The organism is Solitalea agri, from assembly GCF_023914155.1.
GTDB lineage: Bacteria > Bacteroidota > Bacteroidia > Sphingobacteriales > Sphingobacteriaceae > Solitalea > Solitalea agri.
Map to the genome: position 1 here is coordinate 159,975 of NZ_JAMWYS010000036.1, position 18,850 is coordinate 178,824.

The window sequence follows — 18,850 nt, forward strand, 5'->3', positions numbered from 1 at the left end:
TGGCAATTTAAAAAATATACCTGAAACTGAATATGAAAATCGCACTGGCTCAATTAAACTATCACATTGGCAATTTTGAATCGAATACGAAGAAGATTCTTCAAGCAGTAAAAGAAGCAAAGGTTCAACATGCAGATTTGGTGGTTTTCTCAGAACTGGCCATTTGCGGTTATCCTGCCCGTGATTTTCTGGAGTTCGAAGAGTTTATTGAGCATTGCGATGAGGCTATTCGACTAATTGCGGCTGAATGTATAGGCATTGCGGCAATTGTTGGAGCGCCATCTGTAAATCCAAAATTAGAAGGCAAAAACCTGTTTAATTCTGCATATTTCCTCGAAAACGGTATTGTTAAGGCAAAAGTGAATAAAACGCTTTTACCTACTTACGATGTTTTTGACGAGTACCGTTATTTCGAACCTAATACGGAGTTTAAGCTAATTGAATTTAAAGGGAAAAAAATTGCTCTGACCATTTGTGAAGACCTTTGGAACGTTGATGAAGATCCGTTGTATGTAAAAGCACCAATGGATGAGTTAATTCATCAAAAGCCTGATCTGATGATCAATATTGCTGCATCGCCCTTCGATTTTCGCCACCGTGAAGACAGGCTTAAGGTTTTGGGTAATAATTGTGAGAAGTACAATTTGCCATTGATCTATGTAAATCATATTGGAGCCCAAACCGAACTTATTTTCGATGGTGGTTCAATGGTGATGAATGCCAGCGGCCGCTTGGTTGAAGAAATGAAATACTTTGAGGAAGACTTATCATACGTAGAGTTTAACAGTGATTTTATTACCCTTGAGTCTGGCAAAACAGTAATTCAAGGAGCTTGGCAAAACGAGGATAATAACAGTGTAATAGATGTTGCCGAACACGAAACCATCGAACGTATTTATAATGCCCTGGTTTTAGGAATAAAAGATTACTTTATCAAATCGGGGTTTAATAAGGCTACATTAGGGATGTCGGGAGGAATAGACTCAGCAGTGGTTTTGGCTTTAGCCGCGGAAGCCTTGGGAAAAGATAATGTATTGCCCGTTTTAATGCCTTCTCAATATTCTACCGATCATTCTATTGATGATTCAATAGATATGGTTAATCGCATTGGCTGTAAGCATGAAATTATTCCGATTAAAAATATCTTTGAAACCTTTGAGTCAACCTTAAAACCTCAGTTTAAAGATCTGCCTTTTAACCTTACGGAAGAGAATATGCAAGCGCGTATCCGCGGGGTGTTGTTAATGGCCATGTCGAATAAGTTCGGTTATATCTTATTGAACACCTCGAACAAAAGTGAAAATGCAGTTGGCTACGGTACCCTTTACGGAGATATGTGTGGAGGCCTTTCGGTAATTGGTGATGTGTATAAAATGCAGGTATATGCTTTGGCTCGCCATATAAATAGAAATGGAGTAATAATCCCCGAAAATATTATTACAAAGGCGCCTTCGGCAGAGCTGCGGCCCGACCAGAAAGACAGTGATTCACTGCCTGAATATGATGTGCTTGACAAGGTGTTGTATCAGTATATCGAATTAAGAAAAAGTTCTAAAGAAATAATTGGACAAGGCTATGATGAAGCCCTTGTTAAGCGTATATTAAGGCTTGTTAATATTAATGAGTATAAACGTCATCAAACACCACCAATATTAAGAGTTTCGTCAAAAGCCTTTGGAGTTGGTCGTCGTATGCCTATTGTTGGTAAATATATTTTTTAAGTAGTAGTTAAAATCAGTGGTAATTTGCTTGTTGTTAGGTTGTTAAGGAAAGTGTATTTTTTACAACAAGGTCTTTTAAAAATCAATTTAATAAGTAAATTTACCGCCCACACAAATTATTATTATGGAAAGATATCTTGGTATAGATGTGGGGGGGAATCACGTTAAAACCGGAATCGTTGACAATACTGGAGAGATCCAGGATTTCAAAAGTTTTGAAACTGCCGAATTAAGAAAAAACGGCCAGTTCGTGGAAAACCTTCTTGATAGAATTGTTTATCGATTGATCAATCACAAGGACATTCAAAAGATAGGGATCGGCTTGCCGGGCACTATTACTAAAGACCGTTCTACTCCAATCGAAATTACTGCAATACCCGAAATAAACGGAACGAAATTGCAGTCAGCATTTCAAAAACGTTTTCCTGGAATGGACATTTTTCTTGAAAATGATGCAAACGCCGCAGCCTTGGGCGAACTGCATTTTGCAAAAAAAGGAATTCCTAATACTTACGGATTCATTACCTTGGGAACCGGAATTGGCAGTGCAGCGGTGATCGATCGTCGTATTTTCACCGGCGGCGATGGTAATGGTTTGGAGTTAGGACATATTCCATCAAGAAATAATAAAACGCTTGAACAGAATATTGGTAAACAAGGGATTATTGATTTGATTGGTGAGCGATTGGCTACTTATTCAGGTCCGACAAAAGTTTCCCGCACAGAGCCTATCTCTGCAACTCGTACAGTAGTTGCTGCTACTGAAGGTGATGAATTTGCCCGCAGCGTATTTTACGAAGTCGGTGAAATTTTGGGCGAAGGCTTGGTTTCTTTTATCCGCATTATGGATATTAAAACCATTATTATTGGAGGCGGTTTATCAGCAGCCTATCAGTTCATCGAACCAGGTATTAAAAAACAGCTTGAACACTATTTAACACCTTATTATCTAAAAGACCTTAAACTTTATTTAGCTTCTTTAGGTAATGATGCCGGACTGTTGGGTGCTGCATCACTTTGTTTTGATTAGGGAATATTTATTTAGATAGTAAAACCGCCTAGTATTTTATTAGGCGGTTTTTTTATGATTTACAAAATACAGTTGCCCATTCAGGGGAGAGTGATAGATTTATTTGGTTAGAAAGCGGAATAGATACGGTGATTTAGCATGCCCTAAAAGACTTTGAATCGTTCCATACAAGAGCGCTCTAATCCTTCCCTGTCATCAGGATGGGCAATATCGATTAGAGCCTTTGCTCTTTGTCTGAAATTCTTTCCAAACAAATTGGCTATTCCGTACTCCGTAACCACATAGTGAACATGAGCCCTTGTGGTGACTACGCCTGCTCCCATTTTTAAGAAAGGAACGATACGCGGTACACCCTTAGTTGTTCGGGATGATAAGGCGATAATGGGCTTGCCACCTTCGCTCATGGCGGCCCCTCTCATAAAATCAACTTGTCCGCCAACACCCGAAAATTGGTAACTTCCTATCGAGTCGGAACACACCTGTCCGGTAATATCAATTTCAATGGCACTATTGATAGCTACCATTTTATCATTGCAACTAATCACATTAGGATCATTCACATATTCAATATCCAGGAAATGGAAGGCAGGGTTGTCACTCACATAATCATAAAGCTTTCGTGTTCCTAGCGCAAAACCCGTCACAGTTTGGTTCGCATGTATCTTTTTGTACTTGTTGTTAATGATATCTCTTTCAAAAAGATCAACTATTCCGTCGCTAAACATTTCGGTATGAACACCCAGATCTTTGTGATTGCCAAGGCAACGCAGTACTGCATCAGGTATGGAGCCAATGCCCATTTGCAAAGTGCTTCTATCCTCAATCAATCCGGCTACGTATTCACCAATTATTAGATCAGTTTTGGTGGCCTTATCTCCAAAACTGGCTTCATGCAACGGATCGTTACACTCAACCAATGCATGAAACCGGCTGCAATGAATAACACCATCGCCATGAGTTCTGGGAACATTAGGGTTTACTTGGGCAATTACATACTTTGCTGAGTTCACTGCCGACCGGGTAACATCCACGCAAACACCCAGAGAGCAGTATCCATGATGATCTGGTGGTGAAACCTGCACCAAGGCCACATCAATGGGAAGTACACTCTGTTTGAACAGACGCGGAATCTCACTTAAAAAGACTGGCACATAATCAGCAAATCCTTCATTAACACCGGTTCGTACAGATGCTGAAACAAAAAGAGAATTGATTGAAAAACTGTTGGCATATTCAGGCTTGTCGACATGAATATCTCCATACACAGAAATGAAAACAAATTCAACGTCTTGTAACCGGCTGTGTTGTTTTGCCAATTCTTTCAGTAAGTAAGCAGGTGTTTGAGCACTACCCTGTACAAAAATGCGGTTACCCGATTGAATAATGGATAAAGCCTCTGCTGGACTCTGATAATTTATTGGCGGTTTCATAAGCTTTGCTCTAATCTTAACAAACCTGTTTTACCCAATTGATACTAAATTATATAGGGTTTATGGGAGTCAGGTTACAATTTGGCAATTCTAAGAAAATCATCCAGTTTAAAAGATGACTTAAGTCAATTTATTGAATAGCAAAATGGAAGGTAAATATCACTAAATCAATGTCTTTATAAAACAACAAAACCACCTGGATAAAACAGATGGTTTTGTTGGGTATATACTCTTTATCTAAAGTTTTCAACGTATGGCTCTGGGTTGAATTATTATTGAGTATTAAATTTTGGACGTCCTTTGCTTATAAACCTCCACAAGAAAGAAAGCATAATGAATCCAAAGGCGAAAATGCTGCCTAAAACAGCTATGATATCACCGTATTTGCTGTAAAAAGTAAGTTTGGTATTTAAATTAAGATCTGCTTTAATAGCTGTTTGCGTCCACCAACTGGTTTGTTTAATAATGTCGCCACGTTGGTTAATGAATGCCGATATACCAGTATTTGCCGAGCGAGCAATACTTCTGCGGGTTTCAATAGCTCTTAACTTAGCATACTGCAAATGCTGTTTATAGCCCGAGGTGTTTTTCCACCAGCCATCGTTGGTAATAATGGCCAATAATTGAGCATCGCGTAAAACATGATCGGCCATAAATGATCCGAAAATAGATTCATAGCATACGGCCGGAGCGATCCCAATTCCGCTTTGGGTGTAAAGCACCGGGTTGGCATTGTCTTTTCCGTAGCCGCCCGAAGTTCCTCCCAAATCAATAACAATATTTCCTAAGAATCCTAAAACTGATGAATACGGATACGATTCAACTCCCGGTACCAATTTACTTTTATGATAAACCTGAACTTTTGGCAAATTTTCAATCAATAAGCCGGCATTGTAAACATCGTAATACCTGCTGCTTTCCTTGTTATAACGCGCTGTTGAGGTTTTCTTATCATTATACCATTTCACAGTTACAGCACCTGTAAGCACATTCCCGTTTTTATATTTTGATAAGAAACGTTGAATGAGTTCAACACTTTGATCATATGGAAGATTATCTTCTCTGACCAATGGAATAATGGCAGTTTCGGGCCAAATGAAAAATTCGGTATTAGGCTGGCCAAGTGAATCAGAAAGTCTGATCAGTCTCTCCAGTTGCATTTCAGGAGGTAATCCATTAAACTTTTCTGAAAACGGATCGACATTAGGTTGTACTACAACTACGTTAGATGGATTGCCTTCTTCCTGGTAATGGTTATACATCCAAAGAGAAAGTCCAAGCGGAATGGCTAAATGCAGCGCAAGTCTAATCGAGAGCCAGCTTAGTCCTGTAAGAGATTTTTGTTCGGTTTTAAGGAGTTTATACTTTTTGTAAATGCTATAAACGATAATATTTGCCAGCAGGATCCAAAGCGTGCCGCCAAAGGCTCCGGTATATTCATACCATTGAACCAGCTGATGATATTCTGCTAAACCGTTCCCTAAGGTCATCCACGGAAAAGCTAACTGCCATTCCTGGTGCAGGTATTCATAACCGATCCAGCAGCAAATCAACGCAAATAATCCAATTGTTTCTCCAAAATTTCTTCGAACACGATGAAACATTACAAAAGGAAGGCTCATTAGTAAGGATCCCAATAACAAAGGGACGCTTACAATACCGATAGCTCCGGCAACGCCAAGCTCTTGTCCGGCATTATAGATCCAATACAGCGAAAGAGTGTTCCAGATAAAAAAGCCAAAGAAACTGTTTCTAAATATCCGCGCGCCAGCTTTTGGTGTATGTTTTAGTTGATCGTTTAAAATCAATAAGGGAACAAAAGCAAAAAACAAAAGAGGAGCGAAAGGGAGCGGTGGCCAAGCCAACCAAAGTAATAATCCGGTTAAGGTGGGTAGAAGTAAGTTCTTTAGTTTAAACATTTATTTTATTTATGATTTAATGATTTACGATTCTAGATTTAGGACTTAATGATTTTAGATTCGTATTGCAATCTAAAATCTACAATCAAAACGCTAAAATCAATCGATTTCTTCTTCTTCTTCAGCGACTGAATATTTGTCTTTATACTTTGTTTTTTTATCCTTGATTTCGTTTCCTCCAACGCAAACTACAAATTCACCCTTTAACACATTGTTTTCAAAATGCGATTTTATTTCTGTTAGCGTTCCGCGAACATTTTCTTCAAAAACCTTACTGATTTCTCTCGATGCACAGGCCTGTCGTTCTGCCCCAAAATACTGAATAAATTCTTCCAATGTTTTTAATAGGCGGTGAGGAGATTCATAAAAGATCATGGTACGATCTTCGTCAGTGAGCTCTTTTAAACGGGTTTGACGACCTTTTTTAACCGGTAAAAAGCCTTCAAAGCAAAACCGGTCACAAGGCAAACCTGAGTTGACTAAAGCCGGAACAAACGCTGTGGCGCCGGGCAGTGTTTCCAATGCAATCTCTTCTTTTATGCACTCACGAACTAAAAGAAAACCAGGGTCGGATATTCCGGGGGTTCCTGCATCGCTTATTAAGGCAATGTTTAATCCTTCTTTTAAAAACTTGATCACCTCGGCAACAGCCTTATGCTCATTGTGCTGGTGATGCGAGAACATTTTTTTATCGATACCAAAATGCTTTAGTAACTGACCTCCGTTGCGGGTATCTTCTGCTAAAACAAGGTCCACCTCCTTTAAAATGCGTAAGGCCCGAAGGGTGATGTCTTCCAGGTTGCCAACAGGGGTAGGTATGAGGTATAGTTTTCCGGTCATGATTATAGTTATGAGTTGGGAGTTACGAGTTAAAAGTTCATGATGTTAAAAAAGTAGCAAGCTAATCTTCAACCATCAATCCGTAACCCGTAATCAAAATTTTCTATCTTTACGCACAAATTTGAGAAACGATGCTGCAAATTAACTACATCAGAGAGAATAAAGAGGATGTTTTGGCCCGTTTGAGCAAAAAAAACTTTAAACAGCTCGAACTGGTAGATGAAATTTTAGACCTGGATCAGAAACGCCGTTCCACCCAGGTACAGCTAGATAATGTGCTTTCGCAGTCAAATACCATGGCAAAAAGCATCGGGGAGTTGGTAAAGTCCGGTCGCAAAGAAGAAATTGAGAAGATCAAAGAAACCACTTCATTATTAAAAGAAGATATTAAAGTATTAGGTGAAGAGCTAAGTGAGTTAGAGCAATTAGTGCATAACAAATTAGTTCAGTTGCCAAATCTTCCACATAGTTCAGTGCCTGCAGGGGCAACACCAGAAGAAAATGATGTAGTATTAACCAACGGTACCATTCCAACTTTGCCAGAAGGGGCATTGCCACATTGGGAGCTTGCGACTAAATACGATATTATTGATTTTGAATTAGGTAACAAAATTACCGGAGCCGGTTTCCCGGTTTACAAAGGTAAAGGTGCCAAACTTCAGCGCGCGTTGATCAACTTCTTTTTGGAGGAAGCAGAAAAAGAAGGGTACTTCGAAGTTCAGCCTCCAATTGTGATTAATGAGGCATCAGGTTTTGGAACAGGACAGTTGCCTGATAAAGAAGGGCAGATGTATTTTGTAGGCGAAGATAACTTATACCTTATTCCTACGGCAGAAGTTCCGGTAACCAATCTGTACCGTGATGAAATTGTAAAAGAAGAAGATCTTCCTATTAAGAATACAGCTTATACGCCTTGTTTCCGTCGTGAAGCAGGTTCTTATGGTGCGCATGTACGTGGCTTGAACCGTTTACATCAGTTTGATAAGGTTGAAATTGTACAAATTGTTCATCCTGATAAATCATACGAAACACTTGAGCAAATGAGCACCTATGTGCAGACCTTGCTGCAAAAGTTAGAGTTGCCGTACCGCGTTTTACGTTTATGCGGTGGTGATATGAGTTTTGCTTCTGCTTTAACCTACGATATGGAGGTGTACTCGACCGCCCAGCAGCGCTGGTTAGAGGTTAGCTCGGTTTCCAACTTCGAAACCTTCCAGGCTAATCGTTTAAAACTGCGCTACAAAGGCAAAGAAGGTAAGCCACAGTTGGCACACACCCTTAACGGAAGTGCCTTGGCTTTACCGCGTATTGTGGCTTCAATATTGGAGAATAACCAAACCGAAAAAGGGATCAAAATTCCGGCAGCATTGGTGCCTTATACTAAGTTCGAGTATATTGATTAATGAGTTTTAATGAAACTATTATAGAGGGAACGCCGAATGCGTTCCCTTTTTTGTTGATGAGATTTTTGAATAAGGGGAAATACTTAAGAGTCAGAGTATATTAGAGGCATTGATCCTTATAAATCTCCTTGTTAAGACTTCTGTTTTACCTTCTAACTGACAGAAAAGTCATTTTGTTAAATATTATTCTTTAGAATTTTTTCTTCGTATTTAAATTGCTCGACAACATCTATTTATTGATTAAGCTCAGCAGCTATTTAAAACTATAGAATTTTATTGCTTCCATGAATAACAAAATTTTCCCTGTCGAAATAATCGACTTTACTTCTGAATTATGGTTGCCTCAGCTAAAAATTAAAAGCCTGATTATTTACAACAGTATCTTAGCTTTTATACTTACAGTCTTGCTTTTACTTCCATTTATTAGAGTGGATATATCAATTAAAAGTGGAGGTATAGTTAGAGTTAGACCTATAACGGAAAAATATGAGGTAAAACCTCTGAACGCTGGTTCCATCTCACAAATATATGTTTACGATGGAATGAAAGTTTTAAAAGGTCAAACATTATTAATTCTTGATCGCGAATCCAACAAAAGCAAGCTTTCCGAAAATGAGTTATCCCTTCAGGAGCATCTTCATTATGACGAAGACCTTAAGCTACTTATCTCAATTGACTTAAAAAGTGAGATTCCATTAAATCAATTAGTGTCACCACTATTTAAGCAGCAGTTTAGTAAATTCAGATATTCCTTCCTTGAACAGCAAGCCATATTCGAAAAAGCACAATCAAACTATGAAATGAATAAGAAATTGTTTGATCAGAAAGTAATTGCACTGAAAGAATTCCGAGATTACAATTTTGAATTTAATAAAGCAAAAGCCGCTTTACAAGCATTCGTTGAACAGCAGCGAAGCATTTGGCAGGAAGAAAAAACTAATAATACACTTGCTTTAACCCGCTTAAAGGCCGAACAAAATGAACTGGAGAAAGATTGGGGTCAAACCGAAATAATGGCTCTAATAAGTCGCACATTTCAGCAATTTACAGGAAAATATGAAGGCGGTCAGATTCAGAAAGGGGAAACAATTTGCCATAAAAGGCTCTAAAGTTATTGGAAATGTGATGGGACCTGTTAATATACGGGAGGAAGGCAGATAAAGATATTTACTCTTAACAAAACTTATATCTATCTATGAAACTATTTGATTATCTCGAGCGATTAAAACGCCTACATCTTTTAATTAAGCGAAAACAAACCGGAACTCCAACTGAATTGGCAAAAAAGTTTAATTTAAGTACCAGTCACTTATATTGCATTGTAGATGAATTAAAAATACAAGGTGCACCTATAGAATACTGCAGAATCAAGAAAAGCTATTATTATTCCGTTCCATTTGAAATAGAAATAAACTGTGCGTTCAAAATACTTACTGATTTGGAGCAGCAAGCAAATGGTGGATATGCTTTTTATAAATCTAATTTTCACTCTGATTTTATCAGAGTGTTATAATTTATTCTTGTTATACCGAAGCTGAATAAAGTCGAGGTGAACAGGCAAAGGTTGTCTGTTGAAAAAACTAACAAGAAAATGAAAGAACAAGAATTAAACAATCTAGGGCTAAAAGTACTTAATGCCTCAGAAATGAATGAAACTAATGGAGGTTTTTTACTTGAACTATTAGTAGTTGGGGTAATAGTTGCAATTGCTTATTTAGCAGCAACAGACAAAAATGATAGAACTCAAGTGTATGTTGATGGTCAAAGAGTTGAGCAATAGTTCGATCTATTTTAGCAAACTTATCAATAAAGGAATCTCTCCTTTATTGATAAGCTTATTATTAGTAATAAACTCATGTAATCTTTCGTATAAACAATCAAAATCAATTAACCAGCTGAGTAAATTTACAGCACCATTTATAAATTACGACGGTCTTGTTTTTTTAACCAATATTAATTTGGGTGATGGAGGACCTGGAAAAACCCTTCTTTTTGATACTGGCTCAAACATCTGCATCCTAAATACTACCATTGTTGAGAAATCAAATTACCGCGTTAACAGATATGTTATCAACACTGACTTTTACGGCAATACACAAAGAGTTCCGATGATCAAAATTGATTCTATTACAATAGAGGGGTATAAGTTTTTTGATGTAGAGGCTATTGTGGCTGACTTAAACCAATTATTTCCATGTCAGAATATCGATGGGATTATTGGTAGTAATGTCTTAAAAAGAGGCAGTTGGACTATTGATTATGAAAGTCTTAAATTAAGTTTTTCTGAAAGTTCTATTATAAAGAATAAAACCGAAGGAGCTCCTTTTAAGTTAAGAGAAGGATTAATCTATCTTGATTTGACCATAAATGACCATCCTTTTAAAAAATTAATATTTGATACGGGATTTAGAGGAGATGTTAATCTTAGATCTAATGACACTATATTTTATTCCGATAGCTTAAAATATTATTCTAAACTTATAAATTCACTCCATACTCAAAATACATCTTTAAGCATTCCGAAACTGACTTTAAAAGACCCTAAACTCAATCAAAAACAAGTCAATCAATTACACATTTTGTTTTCAGGAAATAATAGATTCATTGGAGTGGATCTGCTTCAAAATAATATTGTTACCATAGATTATTTGTCTAAAAATCTATTTATTCATAAACCTATAGAGAGAAAATATTATACGACCAAAACAATTGGACTTAAAATAACCATTTTAAATAACAAGGCTACTGTCAGTGGACTACTAAAAGGATCTGCTGCGGATAAAGCAGGGTTGTATCTTGGCTGTAAAATAGTTCAATTAAACAATATTAATCTGGAAAATATTACACCACAGATCAGGTGTGAAGTTGAGAGTAAGATTTCTGATATGCTTAAAAAAGAGTCTGTGTCAATTAAGGCAGAGAACTGGAATACTCCACTAACCATATATTCACAATAAAAACACCCATCTATGAAAATAGATCTTTTATATAGTTTAATAAAATATCAAACAATTACTTAAAACTCTGACCTATGAAAATTACAAAATCATTATTAAATGGATTTAGCACACTTTTAATTTGGGGATTAATACTTATAAGTTGTTCAAAAGAGGAGCATTTTAACGATGATCAATATTCTCTTGAACACGAAACTATAATTGCAAAGACTATTTGTACAGAAAATGCTAGTAAATATTTTGTAAACGAATCATCAATATATAGAAATGAAAAGGAAGACGGCATTTTAATCGTAGAATGGGAGGAATGGGGAAGGGCAAGCAAAAAATGTGGAGGTTGGGGATTATGCAACGCAGATTGGTTTCCAACATCAGAAAATCAAATTCAGTCCCAACATACAGAAAACTCTGGTCAATCTGTATTGTCTGGAACAACAAACCATTCAACATTTTTGAGATATGATAATCAAAGGAAACAATACTATATTGAAATCCTGCTTAGTAAACCTTTGCCAATTCCTACTCCTGAAATTTTATTATCACTCCCTATTGAAGAGAATTTCACTTTAAACACTAAAATGAAACTGGGGAAAAATATTACTTTTAATAAAGGATATTATCCTTTTAATAAACACTTAGGTCATTTTGGAGGGTACCGAATAAATCTACAATAAAAGAATAAGGGGTATTGTCCCCTTATTCTTTTAAAAATGCCTTCTTTCCCATCATAATTATACCACTTCTTTTTAGCCTATGAACTATAAAATGCTTCTTATTCTTAACTTATTATGTTTCCCTGCTTTTTCACAAACTCAGCCTTACAAATTAAAAGATGCCTTAACTAATATCCCTGAAATACTTAGCTACAATCCACAGGATAGTACTGTAAAAATTTACTTTTCAGATTTTCACTCAATAGATTCATTAGTGAAACTGTCAAAAAAACAATATAAGGTAGTATTATTTTATGCTTTTTGGTGCGACTCATGCAGAAATGAAATGCCGGGCTTAATTTCCTTCTTCAAAGAGCATCAAAACAACTTTGAACTATTTCTAATTACTGGCGACAAATATGATAGATTGATTTATAATTATCGCTATCTTAAAAATCATCTATTTTACTATAAACCTGCATTTATTCTTGATAAAAATATTTATGGGGAAAAATCTAGAGGCCTTTCGAGAATAACCAATTTTATATCACAATTGTGTTCTGAGTGCAATACTAGAAAGATGGCTTATTGCAGCTATATCGTATTTGATTCTTCGAACAAATTTTTATTTCACACAACGTGGGAGTTCACTAGAGAAGAAAATTTAAAGGCACTTAAAAAACTACCTTTAGCATCTTTATTATAAGATTAGCTATTAGCTCTAAAAACTTAAGATCGGTCTTGTCTATAAAGCAATTTGATTTAGAAATTATTTCCCCCTCTGATTTTATCAGAGGGGGAAGTTTATTCCTGTAATACTGAAGCTAAATAAAGCAAAAGTGAGCAGGCAAGAGTTGTCTGTTGAGAATATAAAACATAAATAATCTCAAAAAGAAATCAGACAAATTAAATTTAATTGAACTTACAAAAGTGGAACAAAAAGAAGTTACTGGCCTATTCGAACTATCTGAAGTTTTAACACTATCCATACAAGATATTAAAGCCTCAACATTGAATGCTTTCGGAGAATATTATCCTATGCTCTATTTTCGTTAGAAATATATTGCTCTGACAAAAAACTCAAAACAATTTCGACTTCTCTGTTGATTACTTAAAAGCCAAGTATGCTTTTAGCAATTTGAATACTTGTCAACGATTATTTGTGAAACGTTTCTTTTCGGAAATAAATTTTAGTGAGACTTTAATTTTTTTCTATTTTTACGGCGCCGAGCCTGTCGACTATGAGCTCCTGATTAATGAATTGGCATTGCTGGTTCAGAAATAATAATTGTTTTAGAATAAAAAGTCTTTATTGTTTTAATTTTAATAAGGCTAAAGTTTCAATAAAGTAGTTATTGTTTCTTGAACGCAATGCAAACCTCAAACTGGCATATTCTTTATGGAATACCAGCAGAGTAACGTTAAAAATTCAACCTAAATAATGAAGATCAGGAAAGTACTCATTGCCAACAGGGGCGAAATTGCTATTCGTATTGCCCGCGCATGTAACGAGCTAAACATTTCAACTGTTGCCGTTTACACCTACGAAGACCGTTATTCTTTACACCGATACAAAGCTGACGAAGCTTATCAGATCGGTGAGGATAATGATCCTTTAAAACCTTACCTCAATATTGATGAAATTATCCGGATTGCTAAGCAATGTAAGGCTGATGCAATTCATCCCGGTTATGGTTTCCTTTCAGAAAACAAAGACCTTGCTCAAAAATGTGCCGACAACGGAATTATTTTCGTTGGTCCTCGTCCTGATGTGATGGAGGCCTTGGGAGATAAGGTAATTGCAAAAGAGAACGCAAAAAAGGCTAAAATTCCGATCATTGAGGATAATGAGAAAGACCTTGTTGACTTTAATGTAGCCCTGGAAGAAGCGAACAGAATTGGCTATCCCTTAATGCTGAAGGCTGCTGCAGGTGGGGGAGGAAGAGGAATGCGCGTAATTCGTAATGATGAGGAGCTGGAAAAAGGTTTCCGCGAAGCGAAGAGCGAAGCTAAGAATGCTTTTGGTGATGACACCGTTTTCCTTGAAAAATTCATTGAGAATCCAAAACATATTGAAATTCAGATTGTAGCCGATAGTTTCGGTAACATTCGCCATTTGTTTGAACGCGACTGTTCAGTACAGCGCCGTTTTCAAAAGGTGGTGGAAGTTGCCCCTTCAGTTGGTTTAAAGCAGGAAACACGCAATAAACTATATGAATATGCTATCAGAATCTGTTCAACAGTAAATTATAATAACGTTGGTACCGTCGAGTTTTTGGTAGACGGGAAAGAGAATATCTTTTTTATTGAGGTAAATCCACGTGTTCAGGTTGAGCATACGGTAACCGAAATGATCACCGGGGTCGACATTATTAAAACCCAGCTGTATGTGGCCGATGGTTATAAATTAACCGATCCGGAAATTGGCTTGGGCGATCAAAGCAAGATCAGCTATAATGGGGTGGCAATGCAATGCCGTATTACTACCGAAGATCCGGCAAATGGCTTCAAACCTGATTATGGAACGCTGATTACCTACCGGAATGCCACAGGTTTCGGTGTGCGTTTGGATGAAGGTTCTACCTATCCGGGTATGAAAATCAGTCCTTTCTTCGACTCTATGTTGGTGAAAGTAAGTACTTGGGGTAATGACTTGGATGATGCTGCAAAAAAAATGCACCGTGCCTTACGCGAATTTCGTATCCGTGGTGTTAAGAATAACATCCAGTTTTTGGAGAACCTGATCTCAGTTCCAGAGTTTGTGCAAGGTAAAGCTACCGTTGGATTTATTCAGGATCATCCGGAGTTGTTTAAGTTTAAGAACAGGCTCGATCGTGGTACAAAAACATTAAAGTTTTTGGCAGATATTGCCGTTAATGGTAATCCTGATGTAACCTCGATTAATCCTAACGCACGTTTCGAAAAACCGATCATCCCTACATTCGATCAAACGGCTCCTTATCCTAAAGGAACCAAAGATCTGTTAACGGAACTTGGTCCGGAGAAGTTTGCAGAATGGTTGAAAAACGAAAAGAAGATCCACTATACCGATACTACTTTCCGCGATGGTCATCAGTCGTTGTTAGCAACGCGCATGCGTACCTATGATATGCTGAAGGTTGCCGAAGGTTTTGCTAAATCACATCCACAAACATTCTCGATGGAAGTTTGGGGTGGTGCTACTTTCGATGTTTGTATCCGCTTTTTACGTGAAGATCCATGGAAACGCTTAGAGTTACTTCGAGCGGCAGTTCCAAACATTCTGTTGCAAATGCTTATCCGTGGTTGTAATGGTGTTGGTTATTCTGCTTACCCCGACAACCTGATTGAGAGCTTCGTTGAGAAATCATGGGAAAAGGGAGTTGATATCTTCCGCATTTTCGACTCGTTGAACTGGATGGAGAATATTGCGCCTTGTATTGATATGGTTCGCAAACGTACCGGAGGTATTGCAGAAGGTGCTTTGTGCTATACCGGCGATATCCTCGATCCGAAGAAAACCAAATACACCTTAAAGTATTATTTACAACTGGCCAAAGACCTTGAAAATGCCGGAGCACACATTCTGGCAATCAAAGATATGTCGGGTCTGTTGAAGCCATATGCGGCAACCGAATTGGTTACAGCGCTAAAAGACACGATAAAAATTCCTATTCACCTGCATACGCATGATACATCTTCACTGCAACCTGCTACATACTTGAAGGCAATTGAAGCAGGGGTGGACGTGGTGGATTGTGCTTTGGGTGCTCTTTCGGGCCTAACCTCACAGCCTAACTTTAATGCGGTGGTAGAAATGATGCGTTTCCATGCACGTGAAAATGCATATGATATCAAATCATTGAACCAACATTCAACTTATTGGGAAGCTGTTCGTGAATACTACTATCCTTTTGAATCAGGTATGAAAGCCAGTTCAGCGGAGGTGTTCCAGCATGAAATTCCTGGTGGGCAGTATTCGAACTTAAAAGGGCAGGCCATTGCTTTGGGGTTAGGTGAGCGCTTTGAAATGATCAAAGAGCGTTATGCTGAGGTGAATGAATTATTCGGTGATATTGTAAAAGTAACGCCTAGTTCAAAAGTGGTAGGTGATATGGCGCAATTCATGGTTTCGAATAACCTTAGCAAGGAAGACGTTTTATACAAGGGCGAAAGTATTTCGTTCCCTGAATCGGTAATTCAATTCTTCCAGGGAGAAATTGGACAACCGGCAGGTGGATTTCCGGCGCAGTTGCAAAAGATTGTACTAAAAGATAAACAACCTTACGACGATCGCCCTAACAAGCACCTGCCTTCTATTAATTTTGAAAAAGAATTTGAGGCATTTAAGCAGCAATTTGGTCCCGATCTTCAGTTTACTGATTTCCTTTCGTACAAATTCTATCCAAAGGTATTTGAAGAAGGTTTGAAGTTTTGGAACGAATACGGCGATGTTTCAAGCATTCCGACTAAATACTTTTTGTATGGCATGAAGCTGGGCGAGGAAACTACGATTGAAATTGCTCCTGGAAAAACCTTGTTGGTTCGATTATTGAGTATAAGTCCGGCCGACGAACACGGTTTGCGTACGGTGTTCTTTAAGTTGAATGGACAAACCCGAAACATTGATGTTTTGGATAAGTCGATCAAAGTACTTAAGCAGGAAAACCGTAAGGTCGACAAAGAAAACGAAAAACATATTGGAGCGCCATTGCAAGGTATGTTGTCGAAGATTTTTGTAAAGAAAGGTGAGGCGGTGAAGAAAAATCAGCCACTGTTTGTGGTGGAAGCGATGAAGATGGAAACGAATATCACTGCTTCGCATGATTTTACTGTAGGAACCATCACACTTGAGGCGGGAACATTGGTGAATACCGACGATTTGGTGTTGGAAATGAATTAGCAATCTTTTTAATCTTTTTAACTATAATTTGGGAACGAGCGGCCGCAAGGCCGCTTATTTTGTTTCTGCATGGTTATAGTTTAAATGCCTGAAATTGGTTTTGAGATTAGCAGCGATCTTATACCAGATGACCATCTGACTCGTTACCTTATAAGTGTTGTGTATGTAAATGTACTTTGCGTATCTTTCGATCCTGAAAATCAATCACTGTTTAAATTGAATAAAGTTTCTGAGGATAGTACGTTTTTTGTTGAGCGAGATTTTGATCAGGCTATGTTTAAGGAGCTGTTTGATTTGTATGCACCCAGGATTTACAAGTTTGGAAACTCTTACCTAAAGTCATCCCTTGATGCAGAAGAGTTGGTGCAAGATGTTTTTGTGAAGGTTTGGAATAAACGTGAAGAGTTGGATTTGTCGAAAAATTTCAAATCCTATATTTTTAAAATAGCAGTAAATCTTATTTACGATCAGCTTAGAAAACGAAAGCTTGAAAAAATGTATTCCGAACTATCCGTTTTCCAACAAACGGAGGAAGATGACTCAACCTGGAATAAACTGGCATTAAATGATCTTCAAAATCAGTTAAATAATTTAGTCGCTCAAATGCCCGAACAACGGAGGCAGGTGTTTACCATGAGCAGATTTGATGGCTTGAGTTATGACGAAATTGCTCAACAGTTAAATATTTCTAAACGAACGGTAGAAAATCAGGTATACCGGGCAATGGCTTTTCTGAAAGAGCATATTGACTCCAAGTACATACTGTACCTCGCATTCTTCTATTTCTCTTAAGACAATTTTCTTTTTAATTTTTTTAATGAGCGCGTGAGTAGTTGCGATTACTTGTACGTATTAGTAGTAGATGACCGATGTTAAAAGGTGATCATGCGCTTTTTGTGAGCATATAATTATGGAATCAGAAAACAAGGAAAAGATCATTCAATCGTTTTACAACCCTGAAATGGAGTTTGAAATTAAGAATGATCTATATAAGCAATTGGAGCAAACCGAAAGTTCGACAGAAGAGCAAATAGTAACTGCGCCTCTTTTCGAAAAGATTTGCGAAACGATTGCTGAAAATGAAAAACAGCAAAAACGGAAAAAGATGATTCGCTTGATGACTTTTGTTGGGTCAAGGGCAGCCATTTTTATCTTGGGAATGCTAATCTCTGTTGTTGCTCTTCAGCCTTATTTTAGTAAAAAGACCAATGAGTCAGAAATTAGAATTATTGCCGACAATAAATCCATTTCACAAACAATTTTACCCGACGGTTCAACGGTTTTCTTAAACGCAAATTCTGAGTTAACCTATAAGCTCAACTCTTCTGATAAAAGAGAAGTGTTTTTGAAGGGGGAAGGCTGGTTTAAGGTTACAAAAATGCCTGAAAAGCCATTTATTGTTCATGCCGGTCAGTATAAGGTGGCAGTACACGGAACGGTTTTCAATGTGAAAGCTTATCCTCAAAATAAAGAGGTAATAACTACCCTTCAGGAAGGTTCTATTGAAATTTTGCCCGAGAGCGATATCAGCGCAATTAAACCGACCCTAATGATTCCAGGCCAGCAGTTTACGTTCAACAAAGAGAAAAAACAGTCGAGCTTAACTACAGTTCAGGCGGACCTGGCTTCAGTATGGAAAGAAGCAGAGGTAAGATTTGAAAATAAAAACTTTAGGGACCTGCTGAAAATTCTGGAAAGCAAATACAACGTGCAGTTTGAAGTTAATGATCCATCATTGTTTAAATACCATTATGATGGAAGTATTAGGAATGAAAATATTATTCAGGTGCTGAATTTAATTAAAGAAACACTTCCGATTAAATATCAGCTGGTTAGTGGCAATGTAATAATGATTGAGAAACAACCTTAATGTATTAGGAAAACAAAACTTATTGCTTATGAAATAAAAAGGATTACAAACGAGGAATTAATAAAAAAATGTGCCGAAAGAAAGGTCGAAGAGTCTTTCGGCACGCAAGATCAACTTAAATGAACTTTTGAATTAATCTTTAATT

General features: G+C 37.4%; 15 protein-coding genes. 12 read left to right on the forward strand and 3 right to left on the reverse strand.

Annotation, left to right across the window (positions count from 1 at the left end; translation table 11 throughout):
• The first annotated feature begins 32 nt into the window (after positions 1-32).
• Together NF867_RS11700 and NF867_RS11705 are read left to right on the forward strand one after the other, a co-directional pair.
• Positions 33-1,721 (forward strand): NAD+ synthase, encoded by a 1,689-nt coding sequence (locus NF867_RS11700; RefSeq protein ID WP_252588183.1) that lies wholly within the window; start codon positions 33-35, stop codon positions 1,719-1,721.
• Between the two features lie 124 nt (positions 1,722-1,845).
• Positions 1,846-2,751: an ROK family protein gene (locus tag NF867_RS11705; RefSeq protein ID WP_252588184.1), complete on the forward strand. Its 906-nt coding sequence runs from the start codon at positions 1,846-1,848 to the stop codon at positions 2,749-2,751.
• Positions 2,752-2,894: 143 nt separating this feature from the next.
• On the opposite strand, the gene NF867_RS11710 is transcribed toward NF867_RS11705, so the two are convergent.
• The 3 genes from NF867_RS11710 to rsmI all read right to left on the reverse strand — a co-directional run bounded on the left by NF867_RS11710 (position 2,895) and on the right by rsmI (position 6,940).
• Positions 2,895-4,181, reverse strand: coding sequence for an acetyl-CoA hydrolase/transferase family protein (locus NF867_RS11710; RefSeq protein WP_252588185.1), 1,287 nt, complete (start codon positions 4,179-4,181; stop codon positions 2,895-2,897).
• Positions 4,182-4,453: 272 nt separating this feature from the next.
• Positions 4,454-6,100 (reverse strand): apolipoprotein N-acyltransferase, encoded by a 1,647-nt coding sequence (gene lnt / locus NF867_RS11715; protein ID WP_252588186.1) that lies wholly within the window; start codon positions 6,098-6,100, stop codon positions 4,454-4,456.
• A gap of 99 nt (positions 6,101-6,199) precedes the next feature.
• Positions 6,200-6,940 carry a 16S rRNA (cytidine(1402)-2'-O)-methyltransferase gene (gene rsmI, locus NF867_RS11720; RefSeq protein ID WP_252588187.1) on the reverse strand — a complete coding sequence of 247 codons (741 nt, stop codon included), beginning with the start codon at positions 6,938-6,940 and terminating at the stop codon, positions 6,200-6,202.
• Between the two features lie 131 nt (positions 6,941-7,071).
• On the opposite strand from rsmI, the gene serS reads away from it, so the two are divergent.
• From serS to NF867_RS11770, 10 genes are all read left to right on the forward strand, one after another.
• Entirely contained in the window at positions 7,072-8,343 is a 1,272-nt protein-coding gene (gene serS, locus NF867_RS11725; protein WP_252588188.1) for a serine--tRNA ligase, read from the forward strand.
• Between the two features lie 284 nt (positions 8,344-8,627).
• Entirely contained in the window at positions 8,628-9,452 is an 825-nt protein-coding gene (locus NF867_RS11730; RefSeq protein ID WP_252588189.1) for an HlyD family secretion protein, read from the forward strand.
• A gap of 86 nt (positions 9,453-9,538) precedes the next feature.
• Positions 9,539-9,856, forward strand: coding sequence for a hypothetical protein (locus tag NF867_RS11735; RefSeq protein WP_252588190.1), 318 nt, complete (start codon positions 9,539-9,541; stop codon positions 9,854-9,856).
• Positions 9,857-9,934: 78 nt separating this feature from the next.
• Positions 9,935-10,123, forward strand: coding sequence for a hypothetical protein (locus tag NF867_RS11740; RefSeq protein ID WP_252588191.1), 189 nt, complete (start codon positions 9,935-9,937; stop codon positions 10,121-10,123).
• Between the two features lie 178 nt (positions 10,124-10,301).
• On the forward strand, positions 10,302-11,300 hold the full coding sequence (locus NF867_RS11745) for an aspartyl protease family protein (protein WP_252588192.1): 999 nt from the start codon (positions 10,302-10,304) through the stop codon (positions 11,298-11,300).
• Between the two features lie 74 nt (positions 11,301-11,374).
• Positions 11,375-11,974 (forward strand): hypothetical protein, encoded by a 600-nt coding sequence (locus tag NF867_RS11750; RefSeq protein WP_252588193.1) that lies wholly within the window; start codon positions 11,375-11,377, stop codon positions 11,972-11,974.
• 79 nt (positions 11,975-12,053) lie between these two features.
• Positions 12,054-12,659, forward strand: a complete 606-nt coding sequence (locus tag NF867_RS11755) for a thioredoxin domain-containing protein (RefSeq protein ID WP_252588194.1) — start codon at positions 12,054-12,056, stop codon at positions 12,657-12,659.
• A 735-nt stretch (positions 12,660-13,394) separates the two neighbouring features.
• Positions 13,395-16,835, forward strand: a complete 3,441-nt coding sequence (locus NF867_RS11760) for a pyruvate carboxylase (protein WP_252588195.1) — start codon at positions 13,395-13,397, stop codon at positions 16,833-16,835.
• 84 nt (positions 16,836-16,919) lie between these two features.
• Positions 16,920-17,627 carry an RNA polymerase sigma factor gene (locus NF867_RS11765; protein ID WP_252588196.1) on the forward strand — a complete coding sequence of 236 codons (708 nt, stop codon included), beginning with the start codon at positions 16,920-16,922 and terminating at the stop codon, positions 17,625-17,627.
• A gap of 118 nt (positions 17,628-17,745) precedes the next feature.
• Positions 17,746-18,705: a FecR family protein gene (locus NF867_RS11770; protein WP_252588197.1), complete on the forward strand. Its 960-nt coding sequence runs from the start codon at positions 17,746-17,748 to the stop codon at positions 18,703-18,705.
• Positions 18,706-18,850: the final 145 nt, after the last annotated feature.